This is a genomic window from Streptomyces sp. NPDC005374 (genome assembly GCF_042872225.1).
GTDB lineage: Bacteria > Actinomycetota > Actinomycetes > Streptomycetales > Streptomycetaceae > Streptomyces.
The window spans coordinates 98,037-121,630 of sequence record NZ_JBIAKA010000010.1 but is presented as its reverse complement, the minus strand read 5'-3'; the positions used below and the strand labels follow the sequence as shown (position 1 = coordinate 121,630).

At 72.5% G+C, this 23,594-nt stretch carries 20 protein-coding genes and 4 pseudogenes; 12 read left to right on the top strand and 12 right to left on the bottom strand.

What is annotated here, in order from left to right:
* Positions 1 to 8 precede the first annotated feature (8 nt).
* Complete coding sequence (locus tag ACFYRX_RS25680; RefSeq protein WP_389103989.1) at positions 9 to 758, bottom strand: ABC transporter permease; 750 nt, start codon at positions 756 to 758, stop codon at positions 9 to 11.
* 1 nt (position 759) lies between these two features.
* Positions 760 to 1,239 (bottom strand): annotated as a pseudogene (locus ACFYRX_RS25675) (ABC transporter ATP-binding protein); the annotation flags it as partial.
* 34 nt (positions 1,240 to 1,273) lie between these two features.
* Here ACFYRX_RS25675 and ACFYRX_RS25670 point away from each other — a divergent pair.
* The 3 genes and pseudogenes from ACFYRX_RS25670 to ACFYRX_RS25660 form a co-directional block, all read left to right on the top strand.
* Positions 1,274 to 1,417: pseudogene (locus ACFYRX_RS25670) on the top strand (two-component sensor histidine kinase); the annotation flags it as partial.
* Positions 1,418 to 1,431: 14 nt separating this feature from the next.
* Positions 1,432 to 2,054, top strand: a pseudogene (locus ACFYRX_RS25665) (response regulator).
* Positions 2,055 to 2,196: 142 nt separating this feature from the next.
* The gene (locus tag ACFYRX_RS25660; protein WP_389104643.1) at positions 2,197 to 3,354 is read left to right on the top strand and encodes an ROK family transcriptional regulator; all 1,158 of its coding nucleotides are present in this window, start codon (positions 2,197 to 2,199) and stop codon (positions 3,352 to 3,354) included.
* Positions 3,355 to 3,408: 54 nt separating this feature from the next.
* On the opposite strand, the gene ACFYRX_RS25655 is transcribed toward ACFYRX_RS25660, so the two are convergent.
* Positions 3,409 to 4,170: a GntR family transcriptional regulator gene (locus ACFYRX_RS25655; RefSeq protein ID WP_389103986.1), complete on the bottom strand. Its 762-nt coding sequence runs from the start codon at positions 4,168 to 4,170 to the stop codon at positions 3,409 to 3,411.
* A 193-nt stretch (positions 4,171 to 4,363) separates the two neighbouring features.
* Positions 4,364 to 5,248: an RNA polymerase sigma-70 factor gene (locus ACFYRX_RS25650; RefSeq protein ID WP_389103984.1), complete on the bottom strand. Its 885-nt coding sequence runs from the start codon at positions 5,246 to 5,248 to the stop codon at positions 4,364 to 4,366.
* A 155-nt stretch (positions 5,249 to 5,403) separates the two neighbouring features.
* Here ACFYRX_RS25650 and ACFYRX_RS25645 point away from each other — a divergent pair, with 155 nt between their 5' ends.
* The 5 genes and pseudogenes from ACFYRX_RS25645 to ACFYRX_RS25625 all read left to right on the top strand — a co-directional run bounded on the left by ACFYRX_RS25645 (position 5,404) and on the right by ACFYRX_RS25625 (position 11,529).
* Positions 5,404 to 6,234, top strand: a complete 831-nt coding sequence (locus ACFYRX_RS25645) for an alpha/beta fold hydrolase (protein WP_389103981.1) — start codon at positions 5,404 to 5,406, stop codon at positions 6,232 to 6,234.
* A gap of 165 nt (positions 6,235 to 6,399) precedes the next feature.
* A complete protein-coding gene (locus tag ACFYRX_RS25640) occupies positions 6,400 to 7,986 on the top strand; it encodes an alkaline phosphatase D family protein (protein WP_389103979.1) in 1,587 nt (528 codons plus the stop codon).
* A 230-nt stretch (positions 7,987 to 8,216) separates the two neighbouring features.
* Positions 8,217 to 9,596: a GNAT family N-acetyltransferase gene (locus ACFYRX_RS25635; RefSeq protein ID WP_389103976.1), complete on the top strand. Its 1,380-nt coding sequence runs from the start codon at positions 8,217 to 8,219 to the stop codon at positions 9,594 to 9,596.
* Positions 9,597 to 9,598: 2 nt separating this feature from the next.
* Positions 9,599 to 9,804 (top strand): annotated as a pseudogene (locus tag ACFYRX_RS25630) (Lrp/AsnC family transcriptional regulator); the annotation flags it as partial.
* Between the two features lie 33 nt (positions 9,805 to 9,837).
* A complete protein-coding gene (locus ACFYRX_RS25625; protein WP_389103973.1) occupies positions 9,838 to 11,529 on the top strand; it encodes a DUF885 domain-containing protein in 1,692 nt (563 codons plus the stop codon).
* Between the two features lie 95 nt (positions 11,530 to 11,624).
* Here ACFYRX_RS25625 and ACFYRX_RS25620 read toward each other — a convergent pair whose 3' ends face one another.
* On the bottom strand, positions 11,625 to 12,140 hold the full coding sequence (locus tag ACFYRX_RS25620; protein WP_389103970.1) for an immunity 21 family protein: 516 nt from the start codon (positions 12,138 to 12,140) through the stop codon (positions 11,625 to 11,627).
* Between the two features lie 72 nt (positions 12,141 to 12,212).
* Positions 12,213 to 12,698 carry a rhodanese-like domain-containing protein gene (locus ACFYRX_RS25615; protein ID WP_389103968.1) on the bottom strand — a complete coding sequence of 162 codons (486 nt, stop codon included), beginning with the start codon at positions 12,696 to 12,698 and terminating at the stop codon, positions 12,213 to 12,215.
* 94 nt (positions 12,699 to 12,792) lie between these two features.
* On the opposite strand from ACFYRX_RS25615, the gene ACFYRX_RS25610 reads away from it, so the two are divergent.
* A complete protein-coding gene (locus tag ACFYRX_RS25610) occupies positions 12,793 to 13,281 on the top strand; it encodes an Lrp/AsnC family transcriptional regulator (protein WP_389103965.1) in 489 nt (162 codons plus the stop codon).
* On the opposite strand, the gene ACFYRX_RS25605 is transcribed toward ACFYRX_RS25610, so the two are convergent.
* From ACFYRX_RS25605 to ACFYRX_RS25585, 5 genes are all read right to left on the bottom strand, one after another.
* Positions 13,235 to 16,228, bottom strand: a complete 2,994-nt coding sequence (locus tag ACFYRX_RS25605) for an AAA family ATPase (RefSeq protein ID WP_389103962.1) — start codon at positions 16,226 to 16,228, stop codon at positions 13,235 to 13,237. The two genes, ACFYRX_RS25610 and ACFYRX_RS25605, sit on opposite strands and share 47 nt — an antisense overlap.
* Positions 16,225 to 17,388: an exonuclease SbcCD subunit D gene (locus ACFYRX_RS25600; RefSeq protein ID WP_389103959.1), complete on the bottom strand. Its 1,164-nt coding sequence runs from the start codon at positions 17,386 to 17,388 to the stop codon at positions 16,225 to 16,227. Before ACFYRX_RS25600 ends, ACFYRX_RS25605 begins: the two co-directional genes overlap by 4 nt.
* A gap of 232 nt (positions 17,389 to 17,620) precedes the next feature.
* Entirely contained in the window at positions 17,621 to 18,247 is a 627-nt protein-coding gene (locus ACFYRX_RS25595) for a YigZ family protein (RefSeq protein WP_389103957.1), read from the bottom strand.
* A gap of 37 nt (positions 18,248 to 18,284) precedes the next feature.
* Positions 18,285 to 18,827, bottom strand: coding sequence for a SixA phosphatase family protein (locus ACFYRX_RS25590; RefSeq protein WP_389103954.1), 543 nt, complete (start codon positions 18,825 to 18,827; stop codon positions 18,285 to 18,287).
* Positions 18,824 to 19,540: a hypothetical protein gene (locus ACFYRX_RS25585; protein ID WP_389103951.1), complete on the bottom strand. Its 717-nt coding sequence runs from the start codon at positions 19,538 to 19,540 to the stop codon at positions 18,824 to 18,826. The genes ACFYRX_RS25590 and ACFYRX_RS25585 overlap by 4 nt, the downstream gene beginning before the upstream one ends.
* A 192-nt stretch (positions 19,541 to 19,732) precedes the next feature.
* On the opposite strand from ACFYRX_RS25585, the gene ACFYRX_RS25580 reads away from it, so the two are divergent.
* The 3 genes from ACFYRX_RS25580 (at position 19,733) to ACFYRX_RS25570 (ending at position 23,218) form a co-directional block, all read left to right on the top strand.
* Entirely contained in the window at positions 19,733 to 20,152 is a 420-nt protein-coding gene (locus ACFYRX_RS25580) for a CoA-binding protein (protein ID WP_389103948.1), read from the top strand.
* A gap of 132 nt (positions 20,153 to 20,284) precedes the next feature.
* Positions 20,285 to 21,925 (top strand): APC family permease, encoded by a 1,641-nt coding sequence (locus ACFYRX_RS25575; protein ID WP_389103947.1) that lies wholly within the window; start codon positions 20,285 to 20,287, stop codon positions 21,923 to 21,925.
* Positions 21,926 to 22,006: 81 nt separating this feature from the next.
* Complete coding sequence (locus tag ACFYRX_RS25570; protein ID WP_389103944.1) at positions 22,007 to 23,218, top strand: 4-hydroxybenzoate 3-monooxygenase; 1,212 nt, start codon at positions 22,007 to 22,009, stop codon at positions 23,216 to 23,218.
* A 13-nt stretch (positions 23,219 to 23,231) separates the two neighbouring features.
* Here ACFYRX_RS25570 and ACFYRX_RS25565 read toward each other — a convergent pair whose 3' ends face one another.
* Complete coding sequence (locus ACFYRX_RS25565; protein ID WP_389103942.1) at positions 23,232 to 23,591, bottom strand: ArsR/SmtB family transcription factor; 360 nt, start codon at positions 23,589 to 23,591, stop codon at positions 23,232 to 23,234.
* Between the last annotated feature and the right edge of the window lie 3 nt (positions 23,592 to 23,594).

The following is a 23,594-nucleotide window of genomic DNA, read 5'->3' as shown; positions in this document are numbered from 1 at the left end:
GTGCGGGCTCAGGCGTCCCGCCGCCGCACACTCCACGCTCCCGCGGCGAGTGCCGCCGCCGTCCACAGCGTGGTGACGCCGAGTCCCGCCCAGGGCCCGAAGGCGCGGTCGGGGTTCTCGTACAGGACGGTCTGCCCCGCCCTGTCGGGCAGGAAGTCGGCGACACCGCCCCCGGCCGCGTCCCCGATCACGAACGACACGACGAGGACGAACGGGATGAGGAGGGAGAGCGCGCCCACACCGCTGCGCAGCAGGGCCGCGATCCCCGCCGCGAACAACGCCATCAGCGTGAGGTAGACCGCGCAGCCCACGACACCGCGCACCTGCTCACCCGCGGACAGTCCACTCGCCGCGGCACCAAGGCCGGCGCGGGCCGCGACGAGCGCGGCGAACGCGGCGACCAGGCCTACGGCCAGGGTCGGCACGGCGATCGCAAGGAGCTTCGCCGCGAACCACCGCCCACGCCTCGGCACCCCTGCCGGCGTCAGCCGGAGCCCACCCCCGTGGAACTCCGAGGACACCGCCATGGCGCCGAACGAGATGGCCGCGATCTGGCCCGGCGTCACCCCGGACAACGCGGAGAACAGCGGGTCGAACTCGGGGTAGGACGTCTCGGAGACCCCGGCCATGGCGGAGAACGCGGTGGTCACGGCGAACAGGGCGAACAGTGCGCCGAGGAGCGAGCGCAGCGTGCGGATCTTCAGCCATTCGGAGTGGAGGACGGGCACGAAGGGGTGGGGAGTGGTCAGGGACGACATGTCAGGCCTCCTGCGGCTGTGCGGTGAACTCGGTTTCGGCGGCGGTGAGATCGAGATAGGCCTGCTCCAAGGTGCCCTCCTCCGCGGTCAGTTCCAGGATCGGTACGCCCGCGGCCGACGCGAGGACGCCGATCTCGTCCACGCGCGCGTCACGCACCGTCCAGTGCCCGTCCTCGTGCGGGACGGCCTGGTGGCCGTGCCGGGCGAGGGCGTCCACGAGGGTGGCCGGGTCCGTCGTACGGATGCGGACGCCGGGCTGCACGCGTGCGTGGATGAACCCCCGCATCGGGGTGTCGGCGAGGAGGCGGCCCCTGCCCAGGACGACGAGGTGGTCGGCGAAGGACGCGGTCTCGTTCATGAGGTGCCTGCAGACCAGGACCGTGCGGCCCTCCCCGGCCAGTCGGCGCAGCAACTCGCGGATCCAGATGATGCCTTCGGGGTCGAGGCCGTTGGAGGGTTCGTCGAGCATGACCACCCCGGGCGGGCGACCCCGCCTTCACCGACCGCGCCCTGGACCGCTGACGGTCGCCGTATCCGGACCCGGCCGGGGCAGCGGCCTGCGCGGCATTCGGGAGCGCGCTGCCCTGCTCGGTGGCCGCGCGCGCACCGGCCCGGACCAGGGCGACTGGCAGGTCCATGTCGAGCTCCCGCTGCGTTGACATACGCTGACCCGATACCGGTGACCGTTCTCCTCGTCGACGACGAGCCCCTCGTACGCGCCGGTCTGCGGGCGGTGCTGGGGGCGCAGCCCGACATCGAGGTCGTCGGCGAGGCGGCCGACGGGGCGGCCGTGATCCCCCTCGTGCGGCAACTGCGGCCCGACGTGGTCGCCATGGACGTACGGATGCCTCTGCTGGACGGCATCGAGGCCACGCGCGCGGTGCTGCGGACGGTCGACGACCCGCCGAAGATCCTCGTGGTGACGACGTTCGAGAACGACGAGTACGTGTACGAGGCCCTGCGGGCGGGCGCCGACGGGTTCCTGCTGAAACGGGCGCGGCCGGCCGAGATCGTGCACGCCGTGCGGCTGGTCGCCGAGGGCGAGTCGCTGCTGTTCCCCGCTTCGGTGCGGCGGCCCGCGCGGCGATGGAGCGGGCCCAGCTGACCGAGCGGGAGGCCGAGGTGCTGCGGCTGATGGCCCGCGGTCTGTCGAACGCGGAGATCGCCGGGCGGCTGATCGTCGGCACGGAGACCGTCAAGTCGCATGTGAGCGCGGTCCTGGCCAAGCTGGCGGCGCGCGATCGCACCCAGGCAGTGATAGCGGCGTACGAGTCGGGGTTCGTCGCTCCGGGCTGACCCGGCCGGGCGGGTGGCTGCCGGGGTGTCCTGATCCGGTCGGTGGGTGTGGCGGGAGATCTCGCGGCTCCCGGCACTCGCCGGGGCCCGCCGCGCCGAGTACGATCCGCCCAAACACGCGCACGAGCTGGGAGGACGGACGTTGGGGCGGCTGACCGGCGGGGACCCCTCGCTGCTGCGAAGGATCAATTCCGCGGTGGTGCTGCACGCGCTGCGCGCCACGGACTGCGCGACGCTGACCGAGATCACCCGGGTCACGGGCCTCTCACGGCCGACCGTCGAGGGGGTCGTCGAGGGGCTCATCGAGGGCGGCCTGGTGGTCGAGAAGGCGGCGGACGAGAGCGTCGCCCGACGGCAGGGACGGCCCGCACGGCGGTTCCGGTTCCGGGCCGAGGCCGGGCATCTGCTGGGCCTCGACATCGGACCGCACCGGGTCGCCGCGCTCCTGTCCGACCTGGACGGCCGGGTCCTCGGCGCGGTGGCCAAGGACGTGGACGAGACGGCGTCCGCCGACGAACGACTGGAGCGGCTGCGCACCACGGTGGCCGAACTGCTGCGCCGGGCCGGGGTCGCACGCGGCTCCCTGTGGGCGGTGGGGGCCGCCTCGCCGGGCATCGTGGAGGCGGACGGCACGATCCGGCTGTGTGCGGCGCTGCCCGAGTGGACCGGACTGCGCCTGGGCGAGCGGCTCAGCCGCTCCTTCAAGTGCCCGGTCCTGGTCGAGAACGACGCCAACGCCGCCGCCGTCGCCGAACACTGGAAGGGTGCGGCCACCGAGTCCGACGACATGGTGTTCGTGCTGGCCGGGCTGAGCCCGGGGGCGGGCTCGCTGATCGGCGGGCGGCTGCACCGGGGCTACGGCGGCGCGGCCGGGGAGATCGGCGCGCTGCACCTGCTGGGTCGTGGGGTCACTCCGGAGACGCTGCTGTCCACCACGGACGAGCCCCTGCACCCGCTCGACGAGCAGGCGGTGGCCAAGGTCTTCGCGCAGGCCCGTGACGGCGACCAGCGGGCGCGTGAGGCCGTGGACCGTTTCATCCAGCGGCTCGTCCACGACGTGGCGGCACTCGTCCTGGCCGTCGACCCCGAACTCGTGGTGATCGGCGGCTGGGCGGCCGGCCTGGACGGTGTCCTGGAGCCGCTGCGGCGCGAGTTGGCCCGCTACTGTCTGCGCCCACCGAAGGTCACCCTCTCGCTCCTCGGTGAGGCGGCCGTGGCCACGGGTGCGCTGCGGCTCGCCCTGGACCAGGTGGAGGAGCAGCTGTTCGCGGTGGAGGGCACGGTGACGGCGCGACGCTGAGGTGCGGTTGGGGTGCGGTGCCCCGGACGCGGGTCCGGGGCTCCGCCGCAGGGCTCAGGAAGCCCGGCGCTCCGGCCCCTCGTGGATCTCCACCGCGCCGGAGTCCCCGAAGGTCAGCCGGCAGGTGTCCGCGCGGTAGGTGGCCACCGAGATCGCGGCGGTGCGGCCTCCCGCCAGGTAGCGGGTGGTGACGACGAGCACCGGGGCCCCAGGGAGACGGTCCAGTTCCCTGGCGTCGTCCGCGCGGGCCGAGCCGAGCTCGACGGCGTTCTCCCGGCTCTCCAGCTCCAGGCGATGCAGCTCGCGCAGCACGGCACGCACGCGTGCCGCCCCCGACGGCGCGTCTATGGCGGAGAGCTCCGGCACCGACTCCCTCGGGATGTAGAGCAGTTCGGCGGCGACGGGCTGGCCGTGGGTCGTACGGGAGCGGCGCACGACGTGCACGGGCTGATCGCGTGCGGTCTCCAGGGCGTCGGCGACGGACGCGGGCGGCACCGCCTCGACACAGTCGACGGGTTGCCAGTCGTCGCCGGCCGCACCGGGCCATGCGTGCTGCTCGCTGCCGACGGCGACGCCCACGCGGGGCGGTGCGACGGTCGTACCGACTCCGCGGCGGCGCTGGAGCCTGCCTTCCAGCTCCAGCTGCTCCAGCGCCTGCCGGAGCGTCGCGCGGGCGACGCCGAAGCGGGCGGCGAGGTCGCGCTCGTTGGGCAGGATCTCGCCCACGGAGAATTCGGAGTCCAGTGCCTCACTGAGCACGGTCCTGAGATGCCAGTACTTCGGTTCCGGTACCGATTCCAGTTGCGTGGTCCCCACCCTGTCCTCCGCAATCGCCGTGGTCCGGCGGCGTTTTGGCGCCCTTGTTTATTAAAGGTTGTTGCACTTATCTGCGACCATAGGGCGGCCCCCACCCTTGGTCAAGACCAATCCTCGATCCCCTGGGCAGCACGCGCGCGTGACGCCGTACAGCGTTCATGAGGCGTTCGTACGGCGCCGTGTCCGCCGGACGTCAGGCGACCGGCAGTGACCGCAGCTTGTCGGGGTTGCGGATGATGTAGACGGCCTGGATACGCCCGTCCACGACGTCCAGTTGGAACACCGAGTCGGGCTGTCCCGCGGACAGCACGAGCAGCGCCGGGCCCCCGTTGAGTTCCAGGAAGCGCCACGAGAGGTCCTCGACGCCCCTCTCGGCCACACCGACCAGGAAGCGGCCGACCTTGTCGGCGGACTCCAGCACGCGCAGCGGCGCCTTGGACTTGCCGCCACTGTCGCCCACCAGGCGGACGTCCGGGGCCAGCAACGACATCAGCCCCTCCAGGTCGCCCCCGGCGGCCGCGGCGAGGAAACGTTCGGTCAGATCCCGGCGCCGGGCCGGGTCGACCTCGTAGCGCGTCCGCCGTTCGTCGACGTGTCTGCGGGCCCGCCCGGCAAGCTGCCGTACGGCCGGTTCGGCGCGGTCGAGCATGGCGGCGATGTCGGCGAAGGGGTAGCCGAAGGCCTCCCTGAGGACGAACACCGCCCGCTCCAGCGGTGACAGGGATTCCAGGACGATCATGACGGCGAGGGAGACCGAGTCGGCGAGGACGGCCCGCTCGGCGGTGTCGGGGACGGTGTCCCCGAAGTCGGTGACGTACGGCTCGGGCAGCCACGGGCCGACGTACGTCTCACCGCGCGCCTTGACCTGGCGCAGCCGGTCGATGGCCAGGCGTGTGGTGACGCGGACCAGATAGGCGCGCGGTTCGCGCACCTCGCTCCGGTCGGCGGCGGACCAGCGCAGCCAGGCTTCCTGCACGACGTCCTCGGCGTCGGCGACTCGTCCGAGCATGCGGTAGGCGACGCCCGTGAGGACGGGACGGTGTTCCTCGAAGAGGTCGGTCTCGGTGTCGGTGGCCACGGGTCCATCCCAGCCCAGCCGCCGGTCCGTGTCCAGGCGATATCTCTGCGGCGCACCATGGGTCTACCCGTGAGTAGCAATTGCTGACAAGCTGTCTACAGCGTGTCCGTCGTGCGTTCCCGTCTCGGCCCGTGAGCCGCCGCCAAGGAGCCCTCATGCCCGCCACCGTCTCCTTCGAAGTCCCCTCCGCGCAGGGGCCGCTGCCCGTGACCGTCTCCTACACGCGCGCGGGCCGCGGTGAGCCGCTGCTCCTGCTGCACGGCATAGGCCACCACCGGCAGGCCTGGGACCCGGTGGTGGACATCCTGGCGACCGAGCGGGACGTGATCGCCGTGGACCTGCCGGGGTTCGGCGCGTCACCGGGGCTGCCGCGGGGGCTCGCGTACGACCTGGCCACCACGACGGCCGTGTTCGGGGCGTTCTGCGAGGCGCTGGAGCTGGACCGCCCCCATGTGGCGGGCAACTCCCTCGGCGGTCTGCTGGCCCTGGAACTGGGCCGCGAGAAGCTCGTACGGTCCGTCACCACACTGTCCCCGGCGGGGTTCTGGTCGCAGGCCGAGCGCCGCTACGCGTTCGGCGTCCTGCTCACGATGCGGCACATCGCCCGGCGGCTGCCGCTCCCGCTGGTCGAGCGGTTGTCACGCAGCGCGGCGGGCCGCACGATGCTGACGAGCACGATCTACGCCCGCCCGGGCCTGCGCGCACCCGAGGCCGTGGTCGCCGAGACGCTCGCCCTCGCGCAGGCCACGGGGTTCGACGAGACCCTGCGGGCCGGCACCGCGGTCCGGTTCACCGACGACATCCCGAGACTCCCGGTGACGGTGGCCTGGGGCACCAGGGACATGCTGCTCGTACGCCGGCAGGGCGTGCGCGCCAAGCAGACCATTCCCCGCGCCCGGCTGGTACGGCTGCCCGGCTGCGGCCACTGCCCGATGAACGACGACCCGGCCCTGGTCGCCCGCGTGATCCTCGACGGCAGCCGCTGAGCCCTCACGCCGCACGCCCGGGGACCACAAGCCGGGCGCTTCCTTCGCACACGGGTTCCCTTGCTCCCGCGGCCAGTTGTTCACTCGTGGTTTCCGTACGCGCTGCGGGACCCCCGTAGGTGTGGCATCGCACACTGGCCGGATCCCGTCCCTGGAGGCGCACCCATGTCCCATCGTCCGTTCCCCGGTCGTCGCAGCGTTCTGCGCGGATCCCTTGCCGCGTCGGCGGCCCTCACCCTGCCCGCGGCGTCCGGAGCCGCACCGGCCTTCGCCCTGTCCGGGCGTCCCGAGGCGGGCTGGGGCGTGCAGACGGGAGACGTGACCTCCGACTCCGGCCTGGTGTGGGTGCGTTCGGACCGCCCGGCCCGGATGATCGTGGAGACGTCCGCGACCGAGTCGTTCCGCAACCCGTGCCGGTGGCACGGCCCGCTGCTCGACGCCGGCACCGACTTCACCGGTACGACCCGGCTGCACGGCCTGCCCTCGGGCGAGCAGATCCACTACCGCGTGCGGCTGGCCGACCCGGACGACCCGCGCCGCACCGGCGAGCCGGTCACGGGCACCTTCCGCACCGTGTCCGGCAAGCGCCGGGACGGGGTGCGCTTCCTGTGGTCCGGCGACCTCGCCGGGCAGGGCTGGGGGATCAACCCCGGCTTCGGCGGCTACACGATCTACCAGGCGATGGCCAAGCTCGACCCGGACTTCTTCCTGTGCAGCGGCGACAACATCTACGCCGACGGCCCCCTCTCGGAGACCGCCGCCCTGCCCGACGGCAGCACCTGGCGGAACATCGTCACCGAGGAGAAGTCCAAGGTCGCCGAGACGCTGGCCGAGTTCCGCGGCAACTTCCGCTACAACCTGCTCGACCACAACCTCCGGGACTTCAACGCCCGGGTGCCGTCCGTCATCCAGTGGGACGACCACGAGGTCCGCAACAACTGGTACCCGGGCCAGACGATCCTGGACTCCGACACCCGCTACACGGAGAAGAGCGTCGACGTGCTGGCGGGCCGGGCCCGGCGCGCGTTCAGCGAGTACTTCCCGGTCTCCACGCTCCGGCCCGGGGCGCGGGACGGCCGGGTGTACCGGGTGCTGCGGCAGGGCCCGTTGCTCGACGTGTTCGTCCTGGACATGCGCACGTACCGCAACGCCAACTCGCCCGACGACCAGACCGTCGACCCGCAGGGCATCCTCGGCCGGGAGCAACTGGACTGGCTCAAGCGGGAGCTGTCGCGCTCGCGCGCGGTGTGGAAGGTGATCGCCTCCGACATGCCGCTCGGCCTGGTCGTGCCCGACGCCACGGAGGGCAGGGCGAACATCGAGGCGGTGGCACAGGGCGACCCGGGTGCCCCGCTCGGACGCGAGCTGCAGATCGCCGAACTGCTGCGGTACGTCAAGCAGCGCAGGATCACCGGCACGGTGTGGCTCACTGCGGACGTCCACCACACGTCGGCCCAGCACTACCAGCCGTCGCGGGCCTCGTTCACCGACTTCGAGCCGTTCTGGGAGTTCGTCTCGGGCCCGCTGAACGCGGGCGCCTTCCCGGCCAGCGCGCTCGACGGCACCTTCGGTCCGGAGCGGGTGTTCGTGAAGGCACCGACCGCCGCGAACGTCTCCCCCGCGGGCGGCTACCAGTTCTTCGGCGAGGTCGACATCGACGGCCACAGCGGCGAGCTGACGGTACGGCTGCGCGAGGTGGACGGCACCGTGCTGTTCACGCAGGTGCTCCAGCCGGGCCGGGTGGGCCAGTAACGGCGTCATCCTCGCGGGCGGGTCGCAGGCCGACGTCACCCTCCGGTGACCCCCGGTGTGCGGCCCGCACGGCTCACTCACGACCGAACAGTTGAAAAAGGTACAAAAGCATAGAACATGGCTTTACCGATCAGTCACAATGCGTTCGTGATCACGCAACACCGTTCCTCCACAGTGACTGCATGACTCGAGACATGACTGACGTGACGCGTGCGAAACACGGTCGCCCCGTGCACCACTGGCGACGCGACGTGATCGAGCTCGCGGCCCTGTTCACGGCCGTCGCGGTGGCGGACACCGTGGCGAACCTGATCGGGCACGGCCCCGACGGCACGGCACTGCTGGTGATCTCGGCGGTGGCCCTGGCCGCCACCGCCGGATTCCACACATGGTGGGCACGCCGCCACGGCCACGCACCCCCGACAGGCGATACCGGTGCCCGGCCGCTGCCCCAGGGCGAGCGGACCGGGCCGTCCGAGCAGCCGTCGGGGACCGAGGGCCCCATGGCAGCGGAGAGCACGCTGTGGCGGATGCGGACCACGGTGAAGGACGCACCGGGTTCCCTGGCAGCCCTCTGCACGGCCCTCGCCGGACAGCGGGTCGACATCCTCAGCCTCCAGACGCATCCGCTGGCCGAGGGCACGGTCGACGAGTTCCTGCTGCGCGCGCCCGGCACGCTGGAGGGCTCCGAGCTCACCCGGGCCGTGGCCCTGGCCGGCGGAACCGACACCTGGATCGAGCGCGGCGACACCCATGACCTGGTGGACGCCCCGACCCGGGTGCTGGGCCTGGCCACCCGCACCGCGCTGGACGCGGCGGAACTGCCCCTGGCTCTACGGCAGTTGCTGGGCCGGTGCACCATCAAGTCCCTGCCCGCCGTTCCGGTGGGAGGCGGCCGCGGCCCGGAGGGCGTGCCCGTGGAAGGGGCTCTCGAGGACACCGTGATGCGGTTGCGGGCACCGGAAGGCGGAGTGATCACCGTGGAGCGGCCGTATCTGCCGTTCACGCCGACGGAGTTCGCCAGGGCCCGGGCCCTGGTCGAGCTGGACGCCCGGCTCGGACCGCGGATTCCGCGCAGTCATGACGTGCTGACGCTGCCGGAGGGCAACGACATCACCGTGCGGCGGGCCGACACCGATGATGTGGAGGCCGCGCGGGCGATGCACGACCGGTGCTCACCGCGGACCCTGAGCCTGCGGTACCACGGGCCGGTCGGGGATGCCGACCGCTATCTGAACCACCTGCTCAGTCCCCGCTTCGGCCGCACCCTCGCGGTGCAGACCGCGTCGGGGCGGATCGTCGGGCTCGGTCATCTGCTGTGGGACGGGGACGAGACCGAGGTGGCGCTGCTCGTCGAGGACGCGTGGCAGCGTCGCGGGATCGGTGCGGAGCTGTTGCAGCGGCTGGTGGCCCTCGCGGGCGAGGCCGGGTGCGAGAGCGTGTACGCCGTGACGCAGTCGTCCAACACCGGGATGGTGGCGGCGATGCGGGGACTCGGGCTCCCCCTCGACTACCAGATCGAGGAGGGGACCCTGGTGATCACCGCGCGACTCGCTCCGCAGGCGGAGCAGGAGGACGCCCTGGGCGTTTCGAGGGCCGAAGCGCCGTAAGGGGTTCTGGCCTTGAGGTGTTGCTCTCGGTACGGGTCAGACCGCATCGGGGGCGGAGCTGGTGGGGCCGTTCGTGGAGCGGAGCCGGGCGCTGCCGGAGTCGCGGACCGTGTTCCACCTGATCTCCGGCGGTCGGCGCTGGATCTTCCAGCAGCGGGAGTGCGGGCCCCTGCTTCCGTATGCCACGCCGACAGCGGAATCGGGGTGACTCCCGCGCGGTCCCCGTATGAGGATGGACCGCATGTCTGACACCCAGAGCCCGCTGCCCCGTCAGGTCGCCGACGCGTACGTCGACGAGCTCATCGCCCTCGATCCGGTCACCGGTACCTACCTCGGCGTGAAGGAGAGTTCGAGCAGGCTGCCCGACACCTCACCGGCGGGCCAGGAGGCGCTCGCCGAGCTTCAGCGGGCCACGCTCGCCAAGCTCGACGAGGCCGAGCGGCAGGCCGGCGCGGACAGTGACAGCGAGCGCCGGTGCGGCCGGCTGCTGCGTGAACGCCTGACGGCCGAACTCGCCGTGCACGAGGCCGACGAGGGCCTGCGCGCGGTCGGCAACATGGCCACCCCCGCACACTCGATCCGCGAGGTCTTCACCGTCACCCCGAGCGGGACCGACGAGGACTGGGCGGCGATCGCCGAGCGGCTGCGCGCCGTGCCGGCCGCGTTCGCGGGGTATCGCGAGTCCCTCGCGCTCGGTCTGGAGCGCAAGCTGTACGCGGCGCCGCGACCGACCGCCACCTTCGTCGGACAGCTCACGGAGTGGGCGGACACCGACGGCGCGGGCCGGGGCTGGTTCGAGGACTTCGCCTCGGCCGGTCCGGAGGCGCTGCGCGCGGAGCTGGACGAGGCCGCCCGCGCCGCGACCGCCTCCGTGGTGGAACTGCGGGACTGGATGCGGGACGTGTACACACCGACCATCGAGGGCGCCCCGAACACGGTGGGCCGTGAGCGGTACGCCCGCTGGGCGCGCTACTTCAACGGCACGGACCTCGACCTCGACGAGGCGTACGCGTACGGCTGGTCCGAGTACCACCGTCTGCTCGGCGAGATGAAGCAGGAGGCCGAGAAGATCCTGCCCGGCGCCGAGACGCCGTGGGTGGCGCTCGCCCACCTCGACGAGCACGGCAAGCACATCGAGGGCGTGGACGAGGTCCGCGACTGGCTCCAGGGCCTGATGGACCAGGCGATCGACTCGCTCGACGGCACGCACTTCGAACTCGCCGAGCGGGTACGGAAGGTGGAGTCGTGCATCGCCCCGCCCGGTGGTGCGGCGGCGCCCTACTACACGCCTCCGTCGGAGGACTTCTCGCGCCCCGGCCGCACCTGGCTGCCGACGATGGGCCAGACCCGCTTCCCGGTCTACGACCTCGTCTCGACCTGGTACCACGAGGGCGTCCCGGGCCATCACCTGCAGCTCGCCCAGTGGGCGCATGTCGCGGAGAACCTCTCCCGCTACCAGGCCGCGGTGGGCGGGGTCAGCGCCAACGCCGAGGGCTGGGCGCTGTACGCGGAGCGGCTGATGGACGAGCTCGGCTTCCTCACGGACGCGGAGCAGCGGCTCGGCTACCTCGACGCGCAGATGATGCGGGCCGCGCGGGTCATCGTCGACATCGGCATGCACCTGGAGCTGGAGATCCCGGCGGACTCCCCCTTCCACCCCGGCGAGCGCTGGACGCCCGAGCTGGCGCAGGAGTTCTTCGGCGCGCACAGCAGCCGTCCGGCGGACTTCGTGGAGAGCGAGCTGACCCGCTATCTCACGATCCCCGGGCAGGCGATCGGCTACAAGCTCGGTGAGCGGGCCTGGCTGCTGGGCCGGGAGAAGGCCCGCGAGCGGCACGGCGACGCGTTCGACCTCAAGGCCTGGCACATGGCGGCGCTGTCGCAGGGTTCGCTGGGCCTTGACGACCTGGTGGACGAGCTGTCACAGCTCTGACGGTCGTCGCCGCGGGGCGCCGTTCGGGTCGGCGCCCCGCGGGTCGGTACCTCTCGGGTGACCCGACCCGACCCGGCCGTGCCCGTGCCCGTGCCTCAGTCCGGCAACCGTCGCAGTTGCACCAGCCCCAGCCAGATCTCCGGCCCGGGCCGCACGTCGGCCACGCGTACCGCGTACCGGCCGGGGATCAGCGAGACCTTGAGGTGGTCGGTGTTCACGGAGTCGTTGCCCGGCCAGGCCGCGTCGAAGAGGACGACCGGGCCGGGCACCGTCCAGTTCACCTCGGCCTCCCAGGCGGCCGTGGCGAGAGCGGCGGGGACCTCGGCGAGGAGTTCGTCCTCGGTGTCGGCGGCGTTCCACCGTACGAAGGTGTCGTGGCCGGGGAGGTAGGAGGTCGAGGCGGGCTCGTCCCCGAGGACCAGGGCCGTGGCGTCGCCGACCGGCAACAGGCCCACACAGCCGTCGACTTCACAGGCCCGGTCGTAGTCCGAGGCCGTCTCGTCGCCGTCGGCGCCCGCCCAGAACGGGAGCACGGTCTCCGGCACCGCTATGAGCGGACCGCCGCCCGACTCCACCCACTCCACCGCGCCCGGCTCCGCGTATCGCACCATGCGGCAGAACCTACACGCACAGGAACCGCAAGGTTGCACCTGCACAGAAACCCCGCCCGGATCCCCGGGCCTTCAGCAGCCGCAGTCCTCCGAGTCCGCCGGTGCGGTCAACGGGTCGGCGGCACGCCGCTCGCGGCCCTCCCAGGTCTCGAACTCCAGGCCCTCACGCACCCAGTACTCGAAGCCGCCGAGCATCTCCTTCACCTGGTAGCCGAGTTCGGCGAGGGCGAGCGCGGCGCGGGCGGCACCGTTGCAGCCCGGGCCCCAGCAGTACGCCACCACCGGCACGGACGGGTCGAGGAGCTGTCCGGCCTGCTCGGCGATGAGCGCGGTGGGCAGGTGGACGGCGCCCGGGACGTGCCCCTGGTCCCAGGCGGCGGTGGAGCGGGAGTCGAGGACGACGAAGCCGGGGTTTCCGCCGGCGGACAGCGCGGCGGCGACGTCGGAGACGTCGGCGTGGAAGGCGAGTTCGGCACGGAAGTAGGCGGCGGCCTGGGCCGGCGCGGCGGGGGCGACGCGCAGGACGGGGTTCACGGTGATCGAGTCGGTTGTCGTCATGGCCAGAAATCTATGGTCCGCGAACAGGAACCTTAAGGGAGATTCCACGGCGTGGGACTTGATCGGCCGGGGATTCCCCTGCTATTTCTCGGGCATGACCGCGTATTCCCCGGACGCCACCGACTGGCGCATCCTCGACGTCCTCCAGCGGGAGGGCCGGGCCAGTTTCGCCGAGCTCGCCCGTGCCGTGTCCATGTCGTCCAGCGCGGTCACCGAGCGCGTGCGGCGCCTGGAGGAGGCGGGCGTCATCCAGGGCTACGCCGCCGTCGTGGACCCCGACCGGCTCGGCCTGCCGATCCTGGCGTTCGTCCGCCTCCGCTACCCCAACGGCAACTACAAGCCCTTCCACGACCTGGTCGCCGTGACGCCCGAGATCCTGGAGGCCCACCATGTGACCGGTGACGACTGCTTCGTCATCAAGGTCGCCGCGCGCTCGATGCGCCACCTGGAGGAGGTGTCGGGCAGGATCAGCACGCTGGGCTCGGTGACCACGAGCGTCGTGTACTCGTCACCGCTCCCCCGGCGGCCACTGGGGTTCAGCCCGCTCCCCGCTGTCTCAGCACCGACCCCGAACGCCCCTTGACGACCTCCAGTTGCGCATGGATACGCCGCCGCAGATCGGCCACGTGACTCACGATGCCGACGCTGCGGTCGCGCTCCCGCAGTGAGTCCAGTACGTCGAGGACCTCGTCCAGGGTCTGGTCGTCGAGGCTGCCGAAGCCCTCGTCGATGAAGAGCGTGTCCAGCCGGACCCCACCCGCCTCGTCCGTCACGACGTCCGCCAGGCCGAGCGCGAGGGCGAGCGAGGCGAAGAACGTCTCGCCGCCCGACAGCGTGGCCGTGTCCCGTTCCCGCCCGGTCCAGGCGTCGACGACGTGCAGTCCCAGACCGCTGCGGCCGCGGCCGGCGCGGTCGTCGGAGTGGACGAGGGTGTAGCGGCCGGACGACATGCGCTGCAGCCGTGCGGTCGCGGCGGCCGCCACCTGCTCCAGCCGGGCCGCGAGCACATAGGACTCCAGACGCATCTTGCGTTCGTTGTCCGCCGAGGTGCCCGCGGCGAGCGTGGACAGCCGGGCCACCCGGTCGTACTCCTCACGCAGCGGCGCCAGTTGGCGCAGGCCGGTGGCCGAGCGGGTGGAGAGCCGGTCGAGTTCGGTGCAGCGCCGGGCGGCCGCGTCGAGCGCGGAGGCGGCCTCGCGGACCCGGCGGCCCGCGTCGGAGGCGGCCCGCTCCGCGCACGTGAGGTCGGCGGGTGGCCGTCGGGCCGCCTCGGCGGTGTCGGTCTCGGCGAGGACGGTCCGCACGGCGGCCTCCTCGGTCTGCCAGGCGTCCAGCCGGTGCTGGAGATCGCGGTGGGCCGCCTCGTCGAGGAGGGCGGCGGCCGCGGCCTGCGGGGTGTCGAAACCGGCCCTGAAGGCGGCGTCGGCGAGCCTGGCGTCGGCGTCCTTGAGCCGCTGGGCGGTGTCCTCCGCGACGCGGGCGGCGTCGGCGGCGTCGGTGAGCAGCGCGACCTGCCGCTCCAACTGGGCGGCACGGACGGCCACGCTGTCGGCGGCGCCTCGCGCTTCGGTCAACTCGGCTTCCAGGAGGGTGCGTTCCCGGTCCAGCGCGTCACGGCGGGCACCGCGGGAGGCGGTGCGCACGGCGGCCTCCTGCCGCACGGTGAGCCGCCGCTCGCGTTCCCGTTCGGCCTGCCGCAGCTGTTCCGTCGCGGTGTGCAGGGCGGAGGCGAGGCCGCGCACCCGGGTGTACTCGCGTTCCAACTCGTCCGCCTGGGCGGCGAGTTCCTCGGTGGACGCGTCCGTGGCCTCGCCCTGGGCCGCGGCCAGCGCCCGCTGCACGAACCCGAGACGCCGCTCGGCCTCGGCCCGCTGCTCGTCGGCGCGCTGCGAGGTGGCGAGCGCGCGCTCCTCGGTCTCCCGGTCGACGTGCCCGGCGTCCTTGCGGGCGGGCGCCGGATGTTCGGGGGCTCCGCAGACCGCGCACGGCTCGCCGTCGGTGAGCTGTGCGGCCAGCTCGGCGGCGATGCCGTTCAGTCGCCGCTCCTTGACGTCCAGCCACTCGGCGCGGGCCTTCAGGGCGCGGTCCGTCGCCTCGATCACCTGCTGCTGGGCGTCGTCGGTGTCGCGGGCGAACTGGTCGCGCTGCCGTGCGGCGGCGAGCCGCTTGCGGGCGGGCTCTCGCTGTACGGCCAGCTGTTCGGCGCGGGTGGCCGCCTCCTGGGCGGACTCGACACCGCCGAGGAGAGCCGTACGGGCCCCCTCCCACCCCGTGAGCCACGCCTCGGCCTCCTGGAGCACGTCCTCGTCGGACCGCTCCTGACGGTCCAACTCGGTGCGCTCCGCGACGAGTTCGACAAGCCGTTGCTCGGCGCGCCGGGCCGGGTCCAGACCGCCGAGCTCCTCGGCCGCCCGGCGGGCCGCGGCCGCGAGTCCGGCTGCCCCCGCTCCCGCGAAGGTCTCCGGCAGCAGTCCGCGCGCGCGTGCCTCGGCCACGGCTGCCTGCCGGTGCTCGGCCTCGGCGGCCTCCCGCAGGTCCAGCGCGGGCGCCACCGCCTCCGCCTTGCGGGCCCGCTCCATCCGGGCCTGCGCCTGGTGGTAGCCGTCGGCGCGCTTCTCCAGCAGCGCGGCACGCTCGCGTGCCTGGGCGAACCGCCGTTGCAGCCGGTCGACTTCGCGTACGTCGGTGAGGGCGCGCTCGGCGGCGGCCTGACCGGACTCGGCTGCGCTCAGGGCGCAGTGGGCGATCGTCAGCTGCTCCCGGGCGGTACTGCGGGCGACCGCGGCCGCGCTCAGGACGGCCTCGGCAAGGCCCGGCTCACCGGGGTTCAGCCCGGGCAGCTCCATGGCGTCGCCGGCCGCCTGCTGCATGCGGTGCGCGTCGGCCAGCAGCGCGGCGTCCCCCTCGCGCACCTGCGCCTCGGCGGCACGGCGGCGCTCGGCCAGCCGCTTCTCGACCTCGGCGAAGCGGTGGGTGTCGAAGAGGCGGCCCAGCAACTTGCCGCGCGCCTCGGCGTCGGCCCGCAGGAAGCGCGCGAAGTCGCCCTGGGGCAGCAGCACGACCTGGCAGAACTGCTCGCGGCTCATGCCGAGCAGCTGGGTGATCTCCTCGCCGATCTCCTGATGGGAGCGGCTCAGGTCCTTCCAGTTCCCGGTGGCTGCGTCGTACTCGCGCAGCCAGCTCTGGGCCTTGTCCAGCGTGGTTCCGGCGCCGCGCTTCTTGGGGCGTTCCCACGGAGGTTGCCGCGTGATCTCCAACCGGCGCCCGGTGACGGTGAGTTCGAGCCGGATCTCGGTGCGGGTGGCGGCGCCGGCGTGGTCGCTGCGCAGCGTCAGCCCCTGACCGCTCTGCCGGGCCCCCGGCACGGAGCCGTACAGCGCGTAGCACACGGCGTCCAGCACCGACGTCTTGCCGGCTCCCGTCGGCCCGTGCAGCAGGAACAGCCCCGCGGCGGACAGCTCGTCGAAGTCGACCGTCTGTGAGCCGCCGAACGGCCCGAAGGCGGTGATGTCCAGCCGGTGCAGCCTCACCGGGCCACCTCCCGGACGACCTCGTCCGCGCGCACCGCGTCGAACGCGTCCTGCAGTACGCCCTGTTCACGCTCGTCGGGTCCCGCTCCCCGCACATGCGCCACGAAGTCCTCGGCGATCTCCTGGTCACTGCGTCCGGCCAGCCGCCTGGCGTACGACACGTCGGGGTCGTCCGCCGACCGCTGGGGGTCGAAGACGAGGCTCAGGGTGTGCGGGAAGCGCTCGCAGAGCCGGGCCATGGGTTCGGCCGGGCGGACGGGGTCGGTGAGGGTCGCCTCGACCCACGCCTCCTCGTGGTCCACGAGCCCGGGATCGGCGAGGAGTTCCTCCAGCGTCCCCCTGATCCGGGCCAGCGCACGCGGCACCGGGCAGTCGAGGCGCTCGGCGGTGACCGCGCCCCCGGCGTCCAGGTCGACGAGCCACATGCTCTTGCGGTGGTCGGCCTCGGAGAAGGAGTACGGCAGCGGGGAACCGGAGTACCGCACGCGCCCGGTGATGGTCTGGCTGCCGTGCAGGTGCCCGAGGGCGGTGTAGTCGACGCCGTCGAAGACACCGGCGGGCACCGCGGCCACCCCGCCGACGGTGATGTCCCGCTCACTGTCGCTGGCCTCGCCGCCGGTGACGAACGCGTGGGCGAGGACGACGGACCGCGTGCCCTCCGCGCGCGTGGCGAGGTCGGCGCGGACGCGGTCCATGGCGGCGGCGAGCACGGCCTCGTGACCCGCCTTCGCCACCCCGAACTCGTCCTTGACCAGGGCGGGTTCGAGGTACGGCAGACCGTAGAAGGCCACATCGCCGTACGTGTCGGCGAGTACGACCGGCGTCCCGCAGGCGGCCGGTTCGGTCCGCAGATGGATGCCGGCTCGGTCGATGAGTCCCGCGCCCACGCCCAGACGGCGGGCGGAGTCGTGGTTCCCGGAGATCATCACCGTCGGTACGCCGAGGTCGGCGAGCCGGTGCAGGGCGTCGTCGAACAGCTCGACCGCGGCGAGCGGCGGCACCGCGCGGTCGTACACGTCTCCCGACACGACCACCGCGTCCACCTCGCGCTCCCGCACGGTCGTCACGAGGTGACCGATGAACTCGGCCTGCGCCCCGAGCATGGACACCCGGTGGAACGCCCGGCCGAGATGCCAGTCGGACGTGTGCAGAATTCTCATCAAACCGCCCCGAACTGCACGTCTACCCCTACTGCGCCTCTGAAATCAGCACGAACCAGCACGGGGCTCGCCGTCAACACCGGCCACGCTAACGCATACCGCCCCCTCATCAGCTGCCGCGAGCCGGGCGGGGGGCACCGGGTCAATCAGCTCGAGCTGCGGCCTGCCGCGCTGGAACGAAAGTGACCGACGCGGCCGGAGAGTCCGGCACCGGAGCCGCCGTCCCCCTGGCTCACGCGTCCCCGTACGCCTCCCCGCCGAGCTCGAACCCCGCCGTCCCCGCCGTCACGTCCGCCAGCCATCCCCGGAACGCCACCACGTCCGCGTCCGGCAGTCCGATCTCGATGGTGACCGCCTCGCCGTAGTGGACGTCCCGCACCTCGCGCCCGGTCGAGCGCAGGTCGTTCTGCACCTTGCCCGCGCGCTGGTGGTCGACGGTCACCGTGGCGAGGCGGAACCGGCGGCGGGTGAGGGTGCCGAGCGTGTCGAGAGCTTCGCCGACCGAGCCGCCGTAGGCCCTGATGAGGCCGCCCGCGCCGAGCTTGACGCCGCCGTAGTAGCGGGTGACGACGGCGACGACGTACCGCATGTCGCGGCGCAGCAGCATCTGGAGCATGGGGACGCCCGCGGTGCCGCCGGGTTCGCCGTCGTCGCTCGCCTTCTGGATCGCGGCGTCGGCGCCGATGACGTAGGCGTAGCAGTTGTGGGTGGCGTCGGAGTGCTCCTTGCGGACGGCCGCGACGAAGTCCTGGGCCTCCTGCTCGGTGGCCGCCGGGGCGAGGGCGCACAGGAAGCGCGAGCGGTTGACCTCGGTCTCGTGCACGCCCGCGTGGGCCACCGTGCGGTACTCGTCCTGCATCCGGCCAGCCTAATCCGTCGGTGCCGAGGCCCCGGCGTCACATCCTCCGGCCCCGCGGCACCGACATGGACGTGAGGAGCGCCGCCCCCGGGGCCAGGTCCCGCCAGGAGGCTCCGTGCCAGTCCAGCACCGCGATCGCCGAGGTCGGGAACTTCAGCCGGACCTCGTCCAGCGCGCCCTCGACGCCGTCCCCGGCCAGCGTGAGGACCAGCTCCTCCAGCCCCGGGTTGTGCCCGACGAGCAGCAGCGTCACGACTTCGGGCGGCGTCGCGTGCACGGTCGCCAGCAACTCCGGTACGTCGGCCCCGTACAGCTCGGGGTCGAGGCGGACCGGCGGCTCGGTGTCCCACTGAGCGGACGCCAACTCCCAGGTGTGCCGGGCGCGTACGGCCGTGGAGCACAGAACGAGGTCGGGGAGCAGGCCGGACCCGGCGAGGTGACGGCCCGCCTCCGGCGCGTCCCGGAGGCCACGGGGCCCGAGCGGGCGTTCGTGGTCGGCGACGCCCTCGGGCCAGGCGGACTTGGCGTGTCTCAGGACGACTAGGCGGCGCGGCGGGCCCGCTCCGGTGGGCGCGTTCACGCCGGTGTTCCCAGGTCGCGGGCGAGGTCGAGACCGAGCAGCCGGTCCGCGTAGGCGTATGTCTCGAAACGGGCGCCCTCCGGCAGCTCCGACTCCTCGACCCACCGCAGTACGCGCAGGACCTCGGGTACGTCCAGGTCGTCCTCCCAGGCGGTGCGGAGCCGTCCGCGCACCTCGTCGGGGACGGGCCGGGACGGTTGCCGTGCCCAGGCGGCGACGGCCCGACGCCAGCGTACGAGGGTCTCGTGGGCCTCGGTGAGGGCGGTCCCGTCGAGCCGTGCGGGCGTGCCCCGGGGCGAGGCGAGCAGGGCGAGGCGGACCACGGCGAAGTCGGCGTCCTCGGGGATGCCCGCGGTCACGACGGGTGCGACGGCCACCTGTACCCCGCCCGGGGCCGCGCCGCCCTCCCCGACCACATGGACGACCTGAGCCTCGCCCCATCCGGGGCCGACGTCCCGGCGGTCCTCGAAGGGCCGGGTCCCGAGAGCCGCGGCGCCCGCGTGCAGTTCCGCCTGTTCCCGGCCGCCGGTGAGCAGCGCCCACACCGGGGTGCCGCCGAGCTCCAGGGTCCGGACGAGGACGTCGGCGACCAGCAGGACACGGAGGGCGGAGACGTCGTAGCCCGGCACATGGGCTTCGACTCGGGTCAGGCCCCTGCGGGCGGGGGCGGCTTCGACGGGGTCGCCGGTTCGGGCGTCGGTGATGCGCAGCACGGGGCGAGCGTAGGCGGGCGGGGGCCTCCGTGCGGGGAACCGACCCGTATTTCGGTCACGGGTACAGGATTCAACCAGTCGTGCCACGTCGTGGGCGGCCGCATGCTTCGGGTCCGGGGCGCTGCGGAATCACTGTGCCGCGCAGGCTGTTGCCGCCCGTGAACGCCCTTGTCGAGTCCCCCGGAGGCCCCCGTGTACGGCGATGCAGCAACGACCCGCAAGATCCTCACCGAACTCGGCGACACCTGGGCGATCGTGGGACTGTCGGCGAACCAGCGGCGCGCGGCCTACAGCGTCGCCGAGGTGCTGCAGCGTTACGGCAAGCGGATCGTGCCGGTCCATCCCAAGGCGGAGACCGTGCACGGCGAGCAGGGGTACGCCTCCCTCGCGGAGATCCCCTTCGACGTGGACGTGGTCGACGTGTTCGTCAACAGCGACCTCGCGGGAGCGGTCGCCGACGAAGCCGCCGCCATCGAGGCCAAGGCCGTGTGGTTCCAGCTGGACGTCATCGACGAGGCCGCGTACGACCGCACCCGTGCCGCCGGCCTCGACATGGTGATGGACAAGTGCCCGGCGATCGAGTTTCCCCGACTGGGCCCGACGAATTCCTGAAATCACTCGCAAGGAATTTCCCGCGAAGAAGTCAAATCTACGACAACCGCCTTTAACCAGAAGGCGGTTGCTTCGTAATCTGGGGCTGCTCGATCAGCGAATGCAAGTATTTCGTGAGAGGCCCCTTAATTTATGGTAAGCGTCGATTCAGCACCTGGAATAAAGGGGACGCCGCCGGGCGGCGGTCTGCGGCGGGACGTGGGACTGATCGGGCTCATGTGGGCCTCGGTCGGTTCCATCATCGGCTCGGGCTGGCTGTACGGCGCCGAGAAGGCGGTCGTGGTGGCCGGCCCCGCGGCGATCATCTCGTGGATCATCGGCGCGGTGGCGATCGTCCTGCTGGCCCTGGTCCACGCGGAGCTCGGCGGGATGTTCCCGGTCGCGGGCGGTACCGCGCGCTATCCGCACTACGCGTTCGGCGGCCTGGCCGGCATGTCGTTCGGCTGGTTCTCCTGGCTCCAGGCGGCGACCGTGGCGCCGATCGAGGTCGAGGCCATGATCGGGTACGCCGGGCACTGGAGTTGGGCTCGGGGCTTCCAGCACACCGACGGCACACTCACCGCCGGCGGTCTCGTGGTCGCCGTGTTCCTCATGGCCGTGTTCGTCGCCGTCAACTTCTTCGGCGTCCGGGCGCTCGCGTTCACCAACAGCGCCGCCACCTGGTGGAAGATCGCGGTGCCGCTGGTCGCCATCTTCGTCATCGCGGCCGGCAACTTCCACCCGGGCAACTTCACTTCGGAGGGGTTCGCGCCGTTCGGCGCCAAGGGCGTGCTGAGCGCGATCAGTTCGAGCGGCATCATCTTCGCGCTGCTGGGGTTCGAGCAGGCGATCCAGCTCGCGGGCGAGAGCCGTGACCCCAAGCGGGATCTGCCCCGGGCGACCCTCGGCTCGGTCGCGATCGGCGCCGTGATCTACGTCCTGCTCCAGCTCGTGTTCATCGCCGCCCTGCCGCACACGGCCTTCGCCCACGGCTGGGCCAAGCTGCACTACGACGGCATCAGCGGCCCCTGGGCGGGTCTGGCCACCCTGGTCGGGCTGGGCTGGCTCAGCGCGGTGCTGTACCTCGACGCGGTGATCTCCCCTGGCGGCACCGGCCTGATCTACACGACCGCGACCTCCCGCGTGTCCTTCGGCCTGGCCAAGAACGGCTACCTGCCGAAGGTGTTCGCCCGCACCGACGCGCGGGGCGTGCCGTGGTTCGGGCTGATCATGTCCTTCGTCACCGGTGTGGTCTGCTTCCTGCCCTTCCCCAGCTGGCAGGAGCTGGTCGGCTTCATCACCTCGGCGAGCGTCCTGATGTACGCGGGCGCGCCGCTGGCGTACGGCGTGTTCACCGAACGGCTGCCGCAACGCGAACGTCCGTACCGGCTGCCCGCCGGCAAGGTGATCGCCCCGCTGTCGTTCGTGGTGGCCAACTTCATCATCTACTGGGCCGGCTGGGACACCCTGTGGCGGCTCGGCGTGGCCATCGTCATCGGTTACCTGCTGCTCGGCGGGTACGCCTGGTATGCGGTGAACGCCGGACTGCCCGACGCACCGCGGCTGGACTGGAAGGCGGCGCAGTGGCTGCCGGTGTACCTGCTGGGCCTCGGCCTCATCTCCTGGCAGGGCGGCTTCGGCGGCCAGGGACACCTGGGGCTGTGGTGGGACCTGCTGGTCATCGCCGCCTTCTCGCTGGTGATCTACTACTGGGCCAAGGCGACCGCCTCCTCCACCGAGGACATCGAGCGGAGCATCGAAGAGGTCGTCGTCACCGACGCGCCCGCGCACTGAGCGGGCGGACCGGGTGCCTCCGCGTGTGGAGGCACCCGGCGCCCCTGCCCGGCCCCGCCGGGGCGTCGACATAATGACCGGGTGACCCCCAACCCCGACTCCGGTGCGCCACAGCGCTTTCCCGTCGTCATCGTCGGCGCCGGCCCCGCCGGCCTGACCATCGGCAACATCCTTCGAGCCGCGGGCGTGGACTGCCTCGTCCTGGAGGTGGAGACCCGCGAGTTCATCGAGCAGCGGCCGCGCGCGGGTGTCATCGAGGAGTGGGCCGTGCGCGGTCTCCAGCAGCGCGGCCTCGCCGACACCCTGCTGGAGCGGGCCCAGTTGCACACCGAGTGCGAGTTCCGCTTCGCCGGCGAGCGCTTCCGCTTCGGCTACGGCGAGCTGACGGGACAGCACCATTTCGTGTATCCGCAGCCGCTGTTGGTGACGGACCTGGTGCGCGAGTACGCCGACGTGCGAGGCGGCGAGATCCGCTTCGGCGTCCGGGACGTCGAACTGCACGACCTGGAGACGGCCCGGCCCTCCGTGTCGTACATCGACGCGGAGACGGGCGAACGGCAGCTGGTGGAGTGCGAGTTCGTGGCGGGCTGCGACGGGGCGCGCGGGGTGAGCCGCACTGCCCTCCCGGAGAGCGCGAGCATAGCCCGGCACGACTACGGCATAGGCTGGCTGGCGCTGCTCGCGGAGGCGCCGCCGTCGTCCGACTGCGTCCTGTTCGGCATCCATCCGGCCGGTTTCGCCGGGCACATGGCCCGCAGCCCCGAGGTCACCCGCTACTACCTGGAGTGCCCGCCGGGCGACGACCCCGAGAACTGGTCCCACGACCGGGTCTGGGCCGAACTCCAGCAGCGCCTCGGCGCGGACGGCAGCCCGCCGCTCACCGAGGGCCGGCTGATCGAGAAGCGCGTCCTCGACATGCACAACTACGTCGTGGAGCCCATGACCTTCGGCCGCCTCTTCCTCGCCGGCGACGCGGCCCACCTCACCGCGCCGATCGCGGCGAAGGGCATGAACCTCGCCCTGCACGACGCCTTCCTGCTGGGCGACGCTCTCGTGGCCTACCTCGACAAGGGCGACGGCGGCGGCCTGGACGCCTATTCGGAGGCCTGTCTGCGGCGCGTGTGGGACTACCAGGAGTTCTCCCAGTGGCTCTCCGAGGTCTACCACGGCACCTCGTCGGGCGACGAGTACCGGGCGGGCACCACCTTCGCCCGCCTCCGCCGCCTGTTCACCTCGCCCGCCGCGGCCGCGGCCTTCGCCGAGCAGTACCTCGGTACGGCGTCCGCGTACTGATCCCCCGGTTGCCTCAGTCGTGCACCGGCCGGTCGCTGAGCCGGTGGTCCGCCACGTTGAGGGCTTCGTCGACGAGTCTGCGCAGGTGACCGTCGCGCAGCGCGTAGATCACCCGGCGCCCCTCCTTCCGTGTGCTCACCAGTCCGGCCAGCCGCAGCCGCGCCAGGTGCTGGCTGACCGCGGGACGGGCCGCTCCGCAGGTCTCCGTGAGGGTCGTGACGTCGGCCTCCGACCCGGCCAGGGCGTGCAGCAGGGTGAGGCGGGTGCGGTCGCCGAGCAGGGCCAGGATCTCGGCGGCGAGGGCGAGCTGTTCCTCGCCGGGGCTGCGCGGGTGCGCATCGTTCGCAGGTGATAGGTGCATGCGTGCGCTCATACG